Genomic DNA, 17,016 nt, shown 5'->3' on the forward strand with positions numbered 1-17,016 from the left:
GCGTGGGATGACGGTAGGACGCCGCGTGGCGCGATTTATTCCCGCTGCCGCGGGTGTCGCGCCCCCTCGTCACGGGCCATGCGGAATAATCCGGCCTGCCCATGCGTCCCATCCCGGACCCCGCACCGCGTGCTTCCCCATGCCTGCTTCACCGCCACTGGATGATGACACCCTGCGCGTGCTGATCCCACGCCTGCGCCGGTTCGCACGCTCGCTGGCGACCGACCCCGCAGCGGCCGACGACCTGGTGCAGGCCACGCTGGAACGCGCGTTGACCCGCGGCGACACCCGGCGCGACGAAGCCGCCTTGCAGCCCTGGCTGTTCTCGGTGCTGTACCGCCAGTTCGTCGACGACCATCGGCGCGCGGCGCGCTGGAAGCGCATCGCATCCCTGTTCGCCACCGAGGACGCGCATCGCCCGCCAATGCCGGATCAGGTCTTCGACGCTCGTACGTCGCTGTCCGCGTTCACGCGCCTGCCAGCGGACCAGCGCGCCCTGCTGATGCTGGTGAGCGTGGAGGGCCTGGGATATCGCGAAGCGGCCGAAGTCCTCGGCATTCCCATCGGCACGGTGATGTCGCGCCTGTCGCGGGCGCGGCAGGCATTGCGTGCGATGGACGACGAAAACGACCCTGCCGCTCCCGTGCTGAGGGCCCTGCGATGAACATCGATGCACTGCACCCCTCCCCCGACGACAGCGAGCTGCATGCCTACGTGGATGGCAGGCTCCCCCCTGCACGCCGGGCCCAGGTCGAAGCCTGGCTCACCGCCCACCCGGCGCATGCCGTCCAGGTGGAAGGCTGGAAGCAGGATGCCGAGCGGCTGCGCACCCTGCATGCACACCCGGAGCACTGGAGCTCGAACGCGGCGCTGGAACCGGCCCAGGTGCGCCGCCGGCTCGGCGCGCGCAGGCGTGCCCGCCTGGGCATCGCGGCGGCGATGCTGCTGGCCTTCGGCGTGGGTGGCGGCGCGGGCTGGCAGGCGCGCGACATGCGGCCGGGGCAGGCCGCGTTGCCGATGGCGGATGCCGTCGCCGCGTATCGCCAATACGTGGATGCCGATGCGCCGCCGATGGAGTTCGATGCCAGCCGCGCCGACGATCTGCAGCGCTGGCTGCACCGCCATTTCGGCGAAGCGGGACGGGTGCCCGACCTGCGCGCGGCCGGCTACCGGTTGATGGGCGGGCGATTGCTCTCCACCGAACAGGGCGCCGCCGCGATGCTGGTCTATCAGGATGGATCGGGCGCACGCGTGGGCTTCTACCTGCGTCCGCGCGGCCAGTTGCGTGGTCAAGGCCAGCGCCGCGATGGCGACCTGCTGGCGCGGTACTGGTCGGTGCGCGACACCAGCTTCGCACTGGTCAGCAATGCAGCCGACGCCGCGGCCTCCGGATTGCCCCGCCTGCTGGACAACGGGTGAAGACGTTCCGCGGCTTTCAGGGGCGACGTCCGGCCCGGATCCCACTGGCCGGGGCCAGCACCTGCCGGGATCGCCCCGGCAGGCATTTCATCCTGCCGCTGCGGGGAGTACGACCCTGAACGTGGTCCCGACGCCCACCTGGCTCTGTGCCGTGATCGCACCGCCTGCCCGTGTCACCAGGTCGCGGATGACGGATAGGCCAAGACCGGTGCCCTCGCCCGCCGGCTTGGTGGTGAAGAAGGGGTCGAAGACACGCGCCAGCACCTCTTCCCCCATGCCGGCGCCGGTATCGGCGAACTCCAGCACGCTGCCACCGTCGTCACCTTGCGCGACGCCGATGGAGAAGACGCCACCATGGGGCATTGCATGATCCGCGTTGGCCGCGATGTTGAGGACCATGAGCTCGAACCGGTCCCTGTCCATCCGGATCGGCGATGGGGCATCGCCCAGGGCGAACCGCAGTTCCACCTCGGGCTTGAGCAACTGGCGCAGCATGGACTGGACGTCCGCCAGGGCGCTGGCGGCATCGAAGGTCTCTTCCGCGTAGTCGTCCTGGCGCGCGAACGTCATCAGCTTGTGGGTCAGCAGCGTCGCCCGGCGCGCCGCCGCCTCGATGCCTTCGAATGATGTCCTGCCGTCTTCGACCTGGCCCGCCCTGAGGCCCTTGCGCGCATAACCGCTGATCACGGCCATGATGTTGCCGAAATCGTGCGCCACACCTCCCGCCAGTCGACCCACCGCCTCGACCTTGCGGGCGTGGATGAGTTGCTCCTGTGCGAGCTCGCGTTCGTTGATCTCCTGCAGCAGGCGCTGGTTTGCCGCCGCGAGCTGGTTCCCTCGCTCCGTGGCTTCGCCCAGGCTCTGGCGCAACGCGGCCGAACTGCGGTCGAGCACGATGGCGATCATCAGGAACATGGCGGCACTGAACGCGGCGTCGCCGTACAGCGCGGCGGCGTCGCCCTGGCGGGACACATCCACCGAGATGCCCAGGAAGAACGCGGCCACGATGCAGGCGAACATCAGCCAGAGCGCCGCCCTGCCCACCACGAGCCCCGCGATCGCCATCCAGATGACCAGCACGGGCTGCTCGAAGCGTTGGGCACCGAACCCGGTGGCCAGATAGGCAGGCACCACGGAGGCGGCGAACACCACCAGCAACAGCCGCGAAGCCCACGCGAAACGTCCATGCCGGATCAGCGCGAAGCTGATGGCGGCAGCGGCGCACACCGACAGGCTCAGCGCCATGCTGGTCAATTCGCCCGGCCGCCATGGGATATCGACCGCAAAGGCACGATACGCCCACGCCAGCGCAGGCAGCACCGCCAGCAGCGACGAGATCAGTTGCAGCATCGGCGCATTGCGCCTGTCGACCGGGTCGGCGATGGGTACATCGCGCCACCAGGCCATGGGCGCGCGCCACAGGCGGGCCAGACGCGATGCCGGAATACTCTGGCGCCCGCGGGCGACGAGGATGTCGCCCTCACTCATGAATCCGCTCTCCGGACGACCGGACGACGCGCAGGTTTCCCATCACTCCACTCCATCCAACCACGAAGACGGGTGAAGTATAGGCGTTACTGTGAGTCGACCCGGGCGGACTGGACGAGCAGCCGCACTTCGACGCGGCGATTGGGGATCAGGCATTCGCGCAGGGCCGCCTGGGGCTTCACACCGTCGCACTGCTGGACCTGCTCCACGTCACCCTTGAAGGTGTACGCGATCATGGCCGGATCGATGCCGCGCTCCATGAGCAAGGCCTGCACGGTCTGGGCACGCCGTTCGGAGAGCACCTGGTTGTAGTCGAATCCGCGCCCCTGCAGACGGTCGGCGTGGCCCACCAGTTCCACGCCCGTCAGCGTCAGTCCTTCCTTGGGCAGGCGGGCCAGTTCGCGATCGAGGCTCCACAGCGAGTAGACCCGGATGTCGTCGCGACCGGAGCGATCGAACTCGAACAGCACGTTGACGGTCAGCGCGGTGCCGGCGGGCACTGCGGCGGGTGCGTCGGGAGCGGCGCCGCATTGGCGCGCCATGGCTTCGGCGTCGCTGATCCAGTCCTCGGCGATCTGGATGTAGGGCTTGGCGTGGCGCCACTGCTGCTGGTTGAACTCGTTGCCCGCGTGCACCAGTTCCACTTCGCCACAGGCCACGGCCTGTTGCGCGCAGCTGAAGCCCGGCCTGCCGTGGATGGCACGCAGGCGTTGCCACAGGTCCTCGCGCACGCGTGCGGCACCGTTCACCAGCGGGGTGTCGGTCGGCAACGGTGACACGCCCTGTTCCATGCCGACGATGAGCTTCTCCGATTCGGTCAGCGCTTCCTGCGGGAAGTCGCTGCGGTCGTTGCGGCTGTATTCGTGGAAGGACACGTCCAGCCAGCACTGCGCCTTGGACAGGTGGTAGTCGCGCACCGGGCGGCCCGCATCGTTGAGCGCCTTGATGCGCCCCTGCGTGTGCTCGTAGCCGGACAGGTCGGCGTGGATGGCCTCGTCGGTGATCCGGTCGCGTTGCGGGGTGAGCACGGTCTGCTGCGCGCTGGCGCCGATGGCCAGGGTGGCGAGGACGGCGGCGGCGAGAAGGGTGGGCTTGGTGATGGTCATGTCGTGTTTCCTCAGCGCACCGGGTCGCGGTAGCGGACGTCGTCTCTACGGAAAAGGTCTTCGTCGAACTTGAAGCGCAGGCGGATGAACGCGCCCTGCTGCGTGTACTCGTAACCGGTCAGGTCCTCGTCGCCGCGGAAGCCCGTGGCGTTGTAGCCCGCCGACAGCCAGAGGTTCTGCCGCAGCAGCCGCCCCACTTCCACGCCGAACGCATACTGGTTGGCGCCGTCCTGGCCGCGGAACGCGGAACCCAGCACGCCGATGTCCCAGTTCTCGGTGATGTCGTAGACCACGCGGCCGGAGACCAGCACCGCGTTGAAGTCGTCATCGACGCGGCCGGTGTCGGCATAGAAGAAGCTGTCCTGCTGCCACTTCGCGGCCACGCGGCCGGTCAGCCACCACGGCCGCGACGGATGCCAGTCGGCATGCGCCGAGACGATGTGCGCGCTGGTGCGGATGTCCTGGCCCGTGTCCGAACCGAAGCCCGAGCTGTCCATGCCGCTCTCGTCCTTCTCCAGCTTGTACTCGTAGCGGGCCAGCGCGTTGACGCGGTTGGTGTCCGTGTCGCGGTACGCCGCACCGATCTGGAAACGGTCCTGCAACACGTCGCCGCGCGCGTCGTACTCGGTGCGCAGCAGGTAGTTGCGTGCCAGCAGCGTCCAGTCGCGGCTCAGCTTGCGGGCCGCCAGGAACTGCAGCAGCGTGGTGTTGTAGCCCTCGTTGGTCGGCGTGCCGGCCACGTCGTCGGAGATGCGATGCTCCACGCGCACGCTGCCGCGCCACATCGGATTGGCGGTGTAGTCCAGCGCGACGCCGATGCCGGTCGAATCGCCGACGTTGCCGGAGATCACGTTGGTATGTTCCAACGATGTATCCAGGCGCAGGCCCTCGCGCAGGTCCCAGCGGTTGCGGATGCCCGACGCGGCCTGGATGTCGCGGCCCGCGATGGCGTCACGCAGCCGGTACTCCGAGAACAGCTGGGTATCCTTGATGAAGCTGGTATCCACGCCCAGCGCGAGCGTGTCCGCTTCGCGGCCATCCTGGGTCAGGCCGTTGACGCCGCTGATGCCGGTCTGCTTTTCGTAGCGGCCATACACGCGACTGCGTTCGCGCAGCTGGTAGTCCATGCCGAGCGCCACGCGGTTGCGGTCCTCGCCATGGATGTCCTGCTCCACTTCGCCGCCGAGGCTGAAACGGTCGCTGGCGCGATAGCCCACGCCGATGCGCAGCATGTCCGAGGACAGTTCGGTGCCCACCGGCAGGCCGCTGGCCACGTCGTTCGGATTGCCGCTGCTGATGATCGGCAGGCCGGTCAACGGATCGAGCGGTTGCTGGCCATAGCCCAGCGCACCACCGCCGGCGCCGGTGGCATAGCCGCCGGACAATCCGCCGATGTTGCCGTAGCCGCTGTTGGTGGCCCAGGTGTAGTAGGCGCCCACGGTCTCGCGGATGGCGCGGTAGCCGACATCCAGCGTCAGCTTGTCGGTCAGCTTCACCCGCGTGCCCGCGCTGGCGGCGTTGCGTTCGCCACCATCGGGATTGCGGTCTTCGCTGCGCAGCCCTTCGGCATACAGCTCGAACCGGTCGTTGAGACGCCAGCGCGTGGTCAGGCTGTACTCGCCGCGGCCGCCGTACAGCGGCGAAGCGGGATTGTTGAACTCCGGATCGGACTGGCCGACGAACAGCTTCAGGTCCACGTCCTCGCTGGCGTGTCCCAGCTCCACCCGCCACGCGTTGCCTTCCACCAGCCCGCTGAGGCCCTGCAGCGCGGGCGTGCCGTACTGGTTGACCGAGTTGGTGTTCACTTCGCTGCGCGTGCGCGCGGCTTCGGCCACCAGCCACGTGTTCGCGCCCAGGCGGTAGCCGATGTTCGCGCTGCCCATCTCGAAGGCGGCGAACGGATTGCGGTCGTCCACGTACGAGCCGCCGATCTCGCCGTGCTCGCCCACGCGCAGCTGCGCATCCGCGCCCAGTACCAGGAACTTTTCGGTGCCCTGGTCCAGTTCGTAGGTGATGCGCAGCGAAACGGGGTTGAGGTCGCTGTCGAACGACGGCAGGAAGCTGTTGAGCAGGATGCGCCCGGAGAACGGCTCGAAGCTGTAGTCCACCAGCCGCCCCAGCGGACGCACCGAGACGATGCGCGAAGGCTGGTTGCGGTCGCGGACGACCACTTCCACGCGCTCGCTGCCTTCCAGCACCGCATTGTTGCGCAGGCCGTAAGGACCGCTGCCGGAGGCGGGCAGTTCCTCGATCACCTGGCGCAGCGAATCCTCGATGGCGAACACGTTGCCGCGCACGCGTGCATTCTCGAAGTGCCAGCCCAGGCCGGTGGCGGTGCGGTTGTAGGTGCCCAGCACGCGCGGCGCGGCGCGGGTGCCGGCATCCACGCCGGTCTGCGTCGCGAGGTTGTCGCCGGTCTGGAAATCGCCATACAGCAGGTAGCTGCGGCCCTTGTCCACGCGCACGTACAGGCGTTCGGCCGAACGCGCATCGAAGCCGCGCAGCGAGGCGTCGCCGTATACGGGGTAGAACTCTTCCGGCTGGATGTCGCGCAACAGGCGGGCACGCACCTCCTTGTCGGAATCGTAAGCCGCGGTGAGAAGGTACTCCCCCTTGATGGTGCCCTTGGCGAAGAACGCCGCACGCGCCGCACCGTTGGCCTTGCCGCTGTTGAACTGCTTCTCCCAGCGACGGATCTCGCGCTCGAAGCCATCGCCGCGCTGGGTGCCGTTGATCAGCCCGTCGCCGTTGCGGCGGAAGTTGATCACGCCTTCGATCAGGCCGGTGGCGATCATGTCGCGCATTTCCGGCACGAAGCCGACCACGCCCTCGGCGCTGTGCGCGCCCGACGTCACCCGCAGCAGCACGTCCTGCGGATCATGCGGCGCGAGCAGTTCGAATTCGGCCCTGCCGTCGCGCACGGGAAGCTGCACGCCGGGCGTGGCCTTGTCGGCATCCAGCCGGCCGGGACCGAGTTCGTCCGTGCGTCCGTCCGGCAGCTTGATGCGTCCACCGGTGTGCTCGATGGTGGCGAACGCGTCGCCCTCCATCGGCTTGCCGTCGGCATCGAACAGCTGCACCACCACGCGCACCGGCGACTGGCCATCGGCCGGGACGCCGTCGCGGTCGACATCGACCACCACGCGGTCGACGCCCGCGTTGACGCGGTAGTCCACGTTGCCCGGCTGCGCGTACAGCGGTTGCGAGGCGGTGTCCTGCAGCTGCGGGGATTGCGGGAACAGGGGCGTGCCCTGCCCCAGCACGGGCGTGAAGCGCTGGTCGCCGGACACGGTCTGCGCCGTCGCCAGCGTGGGCACGATGGCCAGCGCGAGGGCGAGCGCCAGCGGATGGTGGGAATGACGCGTGACACGCATGGGCTTGGCTTCCGACGGGGCTGAGGGGCGGTAGGGGATGCGGCTCATGGCTGCACCTCCGTGCCTTCATCCCCATCCGTGGCGGTCGGCCTCGGCGCGACGATCGGCTGCTGGTTGGCCGAATCGGTGGCCTGCTGCGGCGCGCGCGCCGGCTTGCTGTCGAAGCGCAACGGTTGCTGGTTGCGTTCGGTCTCCGGCGCGCGGATCTCGCCCTGCGTGCGGCGCGCCTTCACCTGTTCCATCACCGGGTTGGAGCAGCTGCCCTCGATGAAGTCCGCGCGGTGCAGCTCGCCGTTCTTCAGGTCGATGAAGAGGCTGTCCGCATCGCCCAGGTTGCGGTTGCTGCTGGTGGTCAGGCGTGAGCCGACCGGCAGCGTGGACGGATCGACCTTCAGCGTGTGGCTCTTCGGCGGCAGGCCGCAGTAGCTGTACTTGCCTTCCGAGTCGCTGACCATCCAGGTGCCGTCCTCGAAGTACATGCGTACGCCGGGGATGCCGATCTCTTCGCGGTCCTGCACGTGGTTGACGTTGCAGTCCACGAAGATCTTGCCCAGCACGCAGCCTTCGTCGGTGAACACGCCACCGCTGACGATCACGCGGTACTCGGCCGGATTGGACGGCACCACGCCGCCGTTCGGGTACGGCGCCAGCGTGGTCGGATCCACGCAACCGCCCTCGATGGAACAGCCATGGGCACGCGCCCGGTTGATGCCGTCGCCCTGCTGGCTGCCCACGCCGACGCGCACGCGGTAGCTGAGCGTCTTCTGCGCGCCCACCGCGAGCGGACCGACATCGAACACCAGCGTCGGGCCGGGCTTGCCCAGCGGATTGGCGATGCCCGCACCATCGACACGCGCGGTGCCGTCGATGAAGGTGAACCCGTGCGGCAGGCGGTCGACCACGTTGACCGTGCCCATCGACGCACCCGCCGTCTGGCGGATGGTGATGGTGTAGACCAGGCTGTCGCCCACTTCCACCGTCTTGCGGTCGCCGGTCTTGGTGATGACCAGGCCCGGTGCGACCTGCGGGTCGAGCGGGATGTGGTTGTGCACCGGCACTGCCACGCCCGAACCGAGCGTCAGCTCCAGGTAGTAGCGGGTTGCCGTGCCCACCGGCGCCGTCGGCGCGGTGGCATTGGTCTGCACCGGATGCCCCACGCCCGGCGTGGACGGCGGCGACAGCGGCGCGGTTTCCGCCGGGATCATCCCGGACTCGAACGCGTAGCCGGCCGGCGGCGTCACTTCCAGCTGGAAGCGGCACGAGGCAGGCGCATCCGGACCGAGCAGGAACTGGTAGAAGCCTTCCGCACCGACCGTCATCGACACCGACGTGCCCTGCACGGTGTAGCCGCCCAGCGCGGCGTTCAGCACGTGCTGCTCGGGCGCGTAGCCCGCGCAGGTACCCACCGGCGTGAGCGTGACGCGTGAACCGGGGACCGGCGTGCGCGTGGTCGCGTCGTACACCACGCCACCGGGATTCAGCGGCAGGCTCTGCTGCGGCAGGTTGGCGCCCGGCGCCAGGACCACCGCCAGATGCGTGAAGCCGCTGTCGCTGCTGCGGCACGAACTGGCCGTGCCGTTGGCGACGGCACTGCCCGCATCGCACGGCACCGGCGGACCGGTGACGGTTTCGCCGCTGACCGGCAGGCCCCAGACCACGCCCGTCGCCGGGTCGCGGAAACGGATGGCCAGCGGGATGCCCGGCACCTGGTCGGCGATCGAGTACGTACCGTCCGCGCCCGTGGTCGCCGTGCCGACGACCTGGCCGCTGCCGTTCACCACCTCCACCACCCAGCCGGACAGGCGACGGTCGCCGCCATCGATCACGCCGAACTCGCTGCCCTGGTCGAACCACACCGTGCCCGACACCGACGCAGACAACTGCACGGCGGTGGGCAGGCGGCACGCGTTCTGCGTGATCGCCGGATCGCACACCGGCAGATCGGCCGGATTGCCTTCGAAGTCGGCGCGCTCGTCGGTGGTCGGCGTGCGGAACTCGTTCTCGCCGCCGCCTTCCACCAGCACGGCGTTGTTGACCGGCGAACCGGTCGCCGCCGAGGCATCCACGCGGACCTGCGCGATGATGGCATCGGCCAGCGTGGCACCCGCCGCGATCACCGCACTGCTGCTGCAGCGGAAGCGGTTGTCGCCGGAAGCGCCGGTGCAGGTCCAGCCATTGCCGGTCGGCGTGGCCGCCAGCGTGAGGCCGGCCGGCAGGCGGTCTTCCACCACGTATTCACCCGCGCTCGGCTGCTGGCCGATGTTGCGCACACGGATGGTGTAGCTGCCCGGGTTGTTGACGGTGAACGTGGTGGGCGTGGCGGTCTTGCTGACCACCAGGTCCGGCGAATCGCCGATCTCGCCGAAGTTGTTGTCGATGGAATCGCCCCCCGGCGGCAACACGATGCCGCTGATGGCCGACGGCGTGGTGCTCACCGGCGTGGCAACGCCCAGCGACGTGCCATCGAGGGTGCCCGGCGTGGTGATGCCGTTGAGGGTCTCCGCCGGCTGGGTGGGCTCGGTCACCGTGTAGGTGCCCGGGCGCAGGTCGTCGAAGCGGTAGCGGCCTTCGCTGTCGGTGGTGACGGTGACGTCGACCGTTTCGCCCAGCTCATTGGTGCCGGTCAGCACGACCTGCACGTTGGGGAAGCCGCCTTCGCCGGCATCGATCACGCCGTTGTTGTTGCCGTCGTTGTAGACGCGGCCGGCGATGCTGCCCGAAGGCACTTCACCGAAGTTGTTGCCGCTGGCTTCCTCGCCCACGCCCAGCACGACAGTGCTGATCACCGACGGTGCGCTGGTCGGCGGCGTGGCGGTGCCGCCACCCGTGCCAGGCACGGTGGTGCCGTTGAGCGTGCCGGCCGGCTGGTCGGGCTCGGTGATGGTGTACGTGCCCGGCGGCAGTTCGGTGAAGGCATAGCTGCCATCCGGCTGCGTGGTCACGTCGCGGGTGATGGTGTTGCCGGCCAGGTCGGTGCCGGTCAGGCGCACGACCACGTTGCCGATGCCCTGCTCGGACGGGTCGATGACGCCGTCGTTGTCGGTGTCTTCCCACACGCGGCCGCTGATCGCGCTGTTCAGCGGAATCTCGCCGAACAGGTTGTCGACCGATGCGCTGCCCGGCGTGGTCAGGTCGATGGTGCTGATCGCGCTGGGCACGGTGGCGATCGGTGTGGCGGTGCCGGTCGACGTGCCGCCGACGGTGCCCGCGACGGTCTGGCCGTTGCTGGTGCCGGTGGGCTGCTGCGGTTCGGTCACCGTGTAGGTGCCGGGACGCAGGCCATCGAAGGCGTAGTCGCCGTTCGCATCGGTGGTCGTGGTCACCGACACCGACGCGCCGGTGTCATCGGTACCGGTCAGGGTGAGGGTCACGCCTTCGATGCCGGTTTCGGCCGCGCCCGACTGCACGCCGTCGTTGTTGGCGTCGAAGAACACGCGGCCGGACAGCGACACGCCCAGCGTTTCACCGAAGTTGTTCTGTACCGAATCGCCGCCCGCGGGCAGGACGATGCCTGTGATGGCGCTGGGCACGGTCGTCACGGGCGTGGCGGTGCCGCTGCTGCTGCCACCGACAGTGCCGGCCACCGTGATGCCATTGAGCGTGGTGACGCCCCCCACGACGGGCTGCGCAGCCTGCTCGGTCACCGCATAGGTGCCGGCCAGCAGATCGCCGAAGCGGTACTCGCCATTGGCGTCGGTCACGGCGGCAGCGACGGCATTGCCCAGCGCATCCAGCGTGCCGGCAGGCAGGCTGACGCTGACACCGGCGATGCCGTTCTCACCCGCTTCGCGCACGCCGTTGTTGTTGGCATCCAGCCACACACTGCCGGACAGCGATGCCGCCAGCTCGCCGAAGTCGTTGCCGCTGGAGCCGGCGGCCGGCACGTTGGTCAGCGTGATGCGGTTGGAGGTGTTCTCCTGCCCATCGGCCAGGCCGGTGGGCTGCGTTTCGACGATGCGGTAGTTCTGCCCCGTGATCGCGCCGCCGTAGCTGTAGCCGCCGTTCGCATCGGTGGTCAGCGTGACCGGCGGCAGATCGTCGCCGGTGCCGAACACGCCATCCGGGCCGGCGCCTTCGATGACCACGGTGACGCCGGGGATGCCGGGTTCGCCACCATCCTGGTCGCCGTTGTCGTTGCGGTCCAGATAGACCGTGCCGCTGATGACGGCATTGGCGAGTTCGCCGAACAGGTAGCCGGTGGCCGCCTGGCCCGCATTGATCGCGATGCCGTCGATGACGTTCGACGTGGTGGCACTGCCCGGCGTGGCGGCATTGCCCGGCGTGTGCCGGCCATCGATGTAGCCGGTGGGCTGCGTCTCGGTGATCGTGTACGTGGTGCCGGCCTGCGGCGGCAGCAGGTCGCGGAATACGTACGCACCGGCCGCATCGGTCTGCGCGGTGACATTGACCGCATTGCCCAGCACATCGGTGCCGGTCAGCGTCACGGTGACGTTGGCGATCGGATTCTCGCCACCGTCGAAGATGCCGTTGTTGTTGTTGGCTGCAGTGGCCGAGAAATCCTCGAACACCAGGCCCGCCAGCGAACCCAGCGTTTCACCGAAGTCGTTGCCGGCGGAACCGGCCGGCGGCAGGTTGGCGATGTCGATGGCGTTGCTGGGATTTTCGGTGCCGTCGGCATAGCCCGCGGGCTGCGTTTCGCTGACGCGGTAGTCCTGCCCGACCACCAGGCCGGCGAACTGGTAGGCGCCATTGGCGTCGGTCTGCACCGTCACCGGCGCCGGATCATCGCCATTGCCGAAAATGCCGTCGGCGCCCGCACCGGTCAGCGTGATGCTGACGCCCTGCAGCCCGCCGTTGGGACGCGAATTGACCGTGCCGGCGTCACCGCCGTCGAAGTTGCCGTTGCCATTGCGGTCCACGTAGACGCTGCCGGAAATACCGGCCACGGCGTCTTCGCCGAAGTTGAACACGGTGCCGTCGGTACCCGCACCCAGGTCGATGCCACTGATGCGGTCGGTGGTGGCGGCATCACCCGCCACACCGGTGCCCGGCGTACAGCCCGTGGCGCACGGCGCGCCGCCGACCTGGCCGGGATTCACCGCCGTCGGACGGTTCTGGTAGCTGCCGGTGGGCAGCGCTTCGCGCAGCGTGTAGACGATCAGCGGATCCAGATTGCTGAAACCGTAAGCACCGCTGCCATCCGTCGTCGTCGTCGCGACGACGGCACCAGTGCCGGCGTCGAGCAGTTCGACCGTGGCGCCGCTGATGGGCGCATCGCCCGCGTCGCGGATGTCGTTGAAGTTGCCGTCGATGTAGACGAAGCCCGACAGCGCCGGGCGGCGCACTTCAGGGAAGTCGTAGCGCACGCCGGCCTGGTCGGCGCCGACCGGGATGGCGGCGATGACCGAGTTGGGCGAACCGGCGCTGTAGGTGCCACCCAGCGAAGGCTCCGCGCCACCGCTGGTGGGCAGGGCCGCGGGACTGTTGACGAAGCCGGCAGGCTGCGTCTGCGTCAGTGTGTAGCCGGCGGCATCGGCCGGCGACAGATCGGTGAAGCTGTAACTGCCGTCGGCAGCGGTGATGGCACTGCGATTGACGGCATTGCCGTACGCATCGATGCCGGTCAGGGTGATGGTCACGCCCGCGATGGCCGGCTCGGTGGCTGCACCCTGGTGGGTGCCGCCGTTGGCGCCGGTGCGGTCACGATCTTCGAACACCACGCCCGCCAGGCTGGAGCGCGTGACGCCGAGCGGCACGGTGGTCGTGTTGTTGCCCGGGACCGGATCGACCTGTTCGGTCGCGATGGTCGCGGTGTTGTTGCTGGTACCGCCCGCGGGATACGCATCCCAGCGCGCGGGCACGATGATGCGTGCGCGACCGGTGACGGTCATGTCGCCCAGGGTGCAGGTGACGGTATTGCCCGCCTGGCTGCAGGTGCCCGTCCCGACGGGTTGTTCGTCGCCGCCCGGATCGGGGCCATCCTTCCGCCAGGTGATCGGACCGGTGACGATGAGGTTCGCCGGCAATGTGTCGGTCACCACCGTGCCGGTGCCATTGAGCGGACTGGTACCCGTACGGTCGCGCGAGAGACTCGCACCCGGACCGTTGTTGACCCCGCCGATCACGTAGTAGAACGGCTGTCGCAGCGACACCGAGCCGATGGTGGGCGGCAGCGCCACGGCGGGATCCGGGTCGGGTGCCAGCGCGACCATGGTCTTGGTGACGGCCAGGTCGGCGCGCGAACGGATCGTCGTGTCCTGGTCCGCGGTGTTGTTGGCGAGGTTGGTGTCGGTCTCCGCCGAGCTGGCGGTGGCCGAGTTCAGCAGCGTATCGCCGGAGGCGCCGGGCGGCGTCTCGTAGGCATAGCGCAGGTAGAGCGTGCTGGTCTGGGCGGATGCCACCACACCCGGCAGGTTGGTGGAGAAGCCGATGCCCGGCATCACGCAATCCAGCACCAGCGGCGCACCCACCGCAGGGTTGCTGCCCGCGGTCACGCTGCAATCCGTGTCGACGAACGGCCCCGCTGTCGACGCGGACACGCCCAGGAAGCGCACGGTACGGCCCGCGAGCGGCGTCAACGTATCGCTGATGCGGACGTTCGTCGCCACCGACGGTCCGTTGTTGCGCACGGTCACGCGATACGTGATGGCGTTGTTGGCCGGTGTCACGGCGTCGTAGCCCAACGGATCCACGCCGCCGGTGAAGCCGGTATCCACCTTGTTGGTGATCAGGTCCACGCTGCCGCTGTTGAACGGCAGGCTGGCGCTGCGCTGGTCGTCGCCGGCGCTGCCGTCGGTATTGAAATCGAAGCTGCCATTGGCATCCGAACCACTGGCCGGATCGGGCGTACCGTCGTTGTTGCGGTCGAAGAAGAAGTCCGCCACGTTGGTGAACACGCGTCCGGTGTTGCCGACGTTGACGTTCGGACGGATCACCACCGTCAGGCTTTCGGTCTGGCCATTGGCCAGCGACAGCGGCACGCAGGTCAGCGTGACCTGTGCGGTGCCCGCCGTCGGATTGGCATACGACACGCCACCTGCCGCAGGCGCCGTGGTGATGCCGGGACCGGGCGTGGCCGTGCACGTGGCGGTGCCGCCACCGGTGCGCGTGGCCGACATCAGCACGAAGCCGGCATCGTCGGCGGGCAGCGTGAACACATCGCGGAACACCACGCCCGGCACCGTCGACGGCCCCTGGTTGCGGAACGACATCACGTAGGTCGTGTTGACGCCGGCCTGGCCGGTCGCGCCCGAGGTGATGCTCTTCGCCGTGGTCTGCACGTTGGCGACGCGATCGATCCGCAGCCAGTCCGACGCGTTGTTGTTGGCCGCGTTGATCTCGCCGACCGACCCCGCCACGGCGGCATCGATGCCGACCCCGGCGGTATTGCAGAACGCATTGGTCGTGGGCACGCCACCACAGGTTCCAGCCCCAAGGCCGGCACTGTCGAAGAGCGCGCGTTGCACCGTCAGTACGATGCTGGCGCTGGCGCCATTCGCCAGGGCCGTGGTGCCGGAACGGCACACGACCGACGCGCCGGTCGTGCAGTTCCAGCCCGCGGGTGCGTTCGCGCTGACGGTGGTGCGGCCGGCCACGAAACCCGGGATCGCATCGTTCACGACGATGCCGGTGGTGCTGTCCGGGCCGTCGTTGGTGATGGTGAGCGTGTAGGTCACCGTGTCCTGCGCGGCGGTCAGCACGTTGTCCGCATCGCCCGGGCCATTGGTCTGCTTGGCGATGCGCAGGTCGGCGCGCTCGTCGGTGGTGCGGGTGCCCGCGCCGCTGCAGTCGTTGCCGGTTTCCGGATCCTGGTTGATGCCGCCGGCCGTCAGCGGTTCGACCGAACCGTTGGAGCCGCCGGTGCACGCGGTATTGGTCAGCGCGCCCGCGGCACGCGCGCGGCTGATGATCTGCAGCTGCGGCGAGTCGCTGTTCACCGCCAGCGGAAGCGAACCGGCATTCAGGTCGCAGGTCACGCGCTGCCGCGCGGGCGGCACGGCGTACGGATTGTCGACCGCGCAGGTCCACGGACCGGACGCGGACACGAACTCCTCACCCGCTGCGAGTTCGTCGACCACCTGCACCTGCCCACTGGCGGCGCGCGGCCCCAGGTTGCGCACGCGGATCAGCGAGGTCATGCGGCTGTCGGTGTCGGGGCCGATGCCATCCCACACCGCGACCAGCGCCGGCGACTTGCTCTTGGTCATCGACAGGTCGGCACCGTCGGCCAGCACGGTGAAGGTGACGCTGCCATCGTTGTTGTTCACGCCCAGGACCGGACCGTTCGGATCCGGCGTGGTGGAGGTGATCGTCGCCGTGTTGGTGACGTCGCCGCTGCTGTTGGCGCCCGTGGAGGGCACGGTGGCGACGATGGTCAGTGTTTCCACCGCGCCGACCGGCATGCCCGCCGCGCGCGTGCATGTCCGCGTGCCGTTGGCGCCATCGTTGCTGCAGTTCCAGCCACCCGGCTGGGTGCCGCCGGTGATCACGAAGCCCGCCGGCAACGCGTCGGTGAGGCTGACGTTCTGCGCCACGCTCGGGCCGAGGTTGCGCGCGGTCAGGGTGAAGGTGACGGACTGGCCCGCGATCGCGGGCGCGGGTGCCGCGGACTTGCTCAGTGCCAGGTCGGCACCCGGCGTGATGCTGGTGGTGACGTCGGCATCGTTGTTGCTCGGATCCGCATCCGGCGTGCCGATGGCTACCACCGTCGCCGCGTTGATGATGTTGCCGCTGCCGGCGTTCACGCGGGCACGGAAGGTGAAGCTGCTGCTCGAGCCCACCGCCAGCGTGCCGGCGTGGGTCGCGGTCATGGTGCCGCTGTTGAACGTCCAGCCAGCGCCATTGAAGCTGCTGGCCACGTACGTCGTCGCTGCCGGCAGCGTGTCCACGACACGGAAGTTGGTGGATGCGCTCGGACCGTCGTTGAACACGGTCAGCGTGTAGGTGACTTCCGCACCGCCCACCACGGGATCCGGCGTGGCGCTCTTGAGCAGGCGCAGGTCGCCGGCGGTCGTCAGCGTGGTGGCTTCGTTGCGCTGGTTGTTGGCGGTGTTGGTGTCGCTGGCGAAGAATGCATCGCCCGGCGTGAGTGCCGTGATCGGCGTACCGGCCGGCGGTACCGCGGAACCGAATCCGATGGCGCCACGCATCGTCACCGTGCCCGGCGCCTGGCCGCCCGTATCGACGCCGAGCTGGAAACTGACCGGCGCGCCCTGCGCCGTCTGCGTGCCCACCAGTTCGCCCACCGCGCACACCACGCGCGCGGGCACGCCGGCGTCGGCGCTGCAGAACGCCGGCAGCGTGCCGGCCACGGTGCCGGCAGGCAGGTCGAAGATCACCACGGCGTTGGGCACCGTATCGGCGGCACCGTTCTCGACCGTGACGTTGTAGACCACCTCGCCGCCAGCCGGCGTTGGATCGTAGCCCGTGTCGGAAAGGTCAGTGATCTGCAGGTCGGCAGCCAGTGCGGCAGGAGCCAGCAGCCATGTCGCCAGGGTCATCCAGCGCCACGCCCGGCTGCGATTCCGCAGCGACCACCCTGTCGAACCCGCGCGCGCGCGCGCGCATCCGCCGATCAACGTCGGCTCACCCTGCTTGTTCACTGACTTTCCCCTGTTCCGCTTGGCCGGATCGAACCCGGCAAGCCATCAGGACGGCCTTGCCCGCGT

Annotated in this window: 6 protein-coding genes; 2 read left to right on the forward strand and 4 right to left on the reverse strand. The window is 69.0% G+C overall.

What is annotated here, in order from left to right; all coding sequences use genetic code 11:
• Positions 1-139 precede the first annotated feature (139 nt).
• Both AC3DET_RS06625 and AC3DET_RS06630 read left to right on the forward strand, forming a co-directional pair.
• On the forward strand, positions 140-664 hold the full coding sequence (locus AC3DET_RS06625) for a sigma-70 family RNA polymerase sigma factor (RefSeq protein ID WP_337730799.1): 525 nt from the start codon (positions 140-142) through the stop codon (positions 662-664).
• Positions 661-1,419: an anti-sigma factor family protein gene (locus AC3DET_RS06630; RefSeq protein ID WP_488391089.1), complete on the forward strand. Its 759-nt coding sequence runs from the start codon at positions 661-663 to the stop codon at positions 1,417-1,419. Before AC3DET_RS06625 ends, AC3DET_RS06630 begins: the two co-directional genes overlap by 4 nt.
• Positions 1,420-1,506: 87 nt before the next feature.
• Here AC3DET_RS06630 and AC3DET_RS06635 read toward each other — a convergent pair whose 3' ends face one another.
• The 4 genes from AC3DET_RS06635 to AC3DET_RS06650 all read right to left on the reverse strand — a co-directional run bounded on the left by AC3DET_RS06635 (position 1,507) and on the right by AC3DET_RS06650 (position 16,950).
• Positions 1,507-2,907 (reverse strand): sensor histidine kinase, encoded by a 1,401-nt coding sequence (locus AC3DET_RS06635; protein ID WP_488391090.1) that lies wholly within the window; start codon positions 2,905-2,907, stop codon positions 1,507-1,509.
• Between the two features lie 86 nt (positions 2,908-2,993).
• Complete coding sequence (locus AC3DET_RS06640; protein WP_488391091.1) at positions 2,994-4,013, reverse strand: OmpA family protein; 1,020 nt, start codon at positions 4,011-4,013, stop codon at positions 2,994-2,996.
• An 11-nt stretch (positions 4,014-4,024) separates the two neighbouring features.
• Positions 4,025-7,435: a TonB-dependent receptor gene (locus tag AC3DET_RS06645; protein WP_488391092.1), complete on the reverse strand. Its 3,411-nt coding sequence runs from the start codon at positions 7,433-7,435 to the stop codon at positions 4,025-4,027.
• Positions 7,432-16,950, reverse strand: coding sequence for an SdrD B-like domain-containing protein (locus AC3DET_RS06650; protein ID WP_488391093.1), 9,519 nt, complete (start codon positions 16,948-16,950; stop codon positions 7,432-7,434). Before AC3DET_RS06650 ends, AC3DET_RS06645 begins: the two co-directional genes overlap by 4 nt.
• Between the last annotated feature and the right edge of the window lie 66 nt (positions 16,951-17,016).

It is taken from the genome of Pseudoxanthomonas sp. 97-1-1, from assembly GCF_057773125.1.

Bases quoted from the DNA above. Each gene is read 5' to 3' on its own strand.
- AC3DET_RS06645 (WP_488391092.1), bottom strand. From the start codon at position 7,435: ATGAGCCGCATCCCCTACCGCCCCTCAGCCCCGTCGGAAGCCAAGCCC.
- AC3DET_RS06625 (WP_337730799.1), top strand. From the start codon at position 140: ATGCCTGCTTCACCGCCACTGGATGATGACACCCTGCGCGTGCTGATC.
- AC3DET_RS06635 (WP_488391090.1), bottom strand. From the start codon at position 2,907: ATGAGTGAGGGCGACATCCTCGTCGCCCGCGGGCGCCAGAGTATTCCG.
- AC3DET_RS06630 (WP_488391089.1), top strand. From the start codon at position 661: ATGAACATCGATGCACTGCACCCCTCCCCCGACGACAGCGAGCTGCAT.
- AC3DET_RS06640 (WP_488391091.1), bottom strand. From the start codon at position 4,013: ATGACCATCACCAAGCCCACCCTTCTCGCCGCCGCCGTCCTCGCCACC.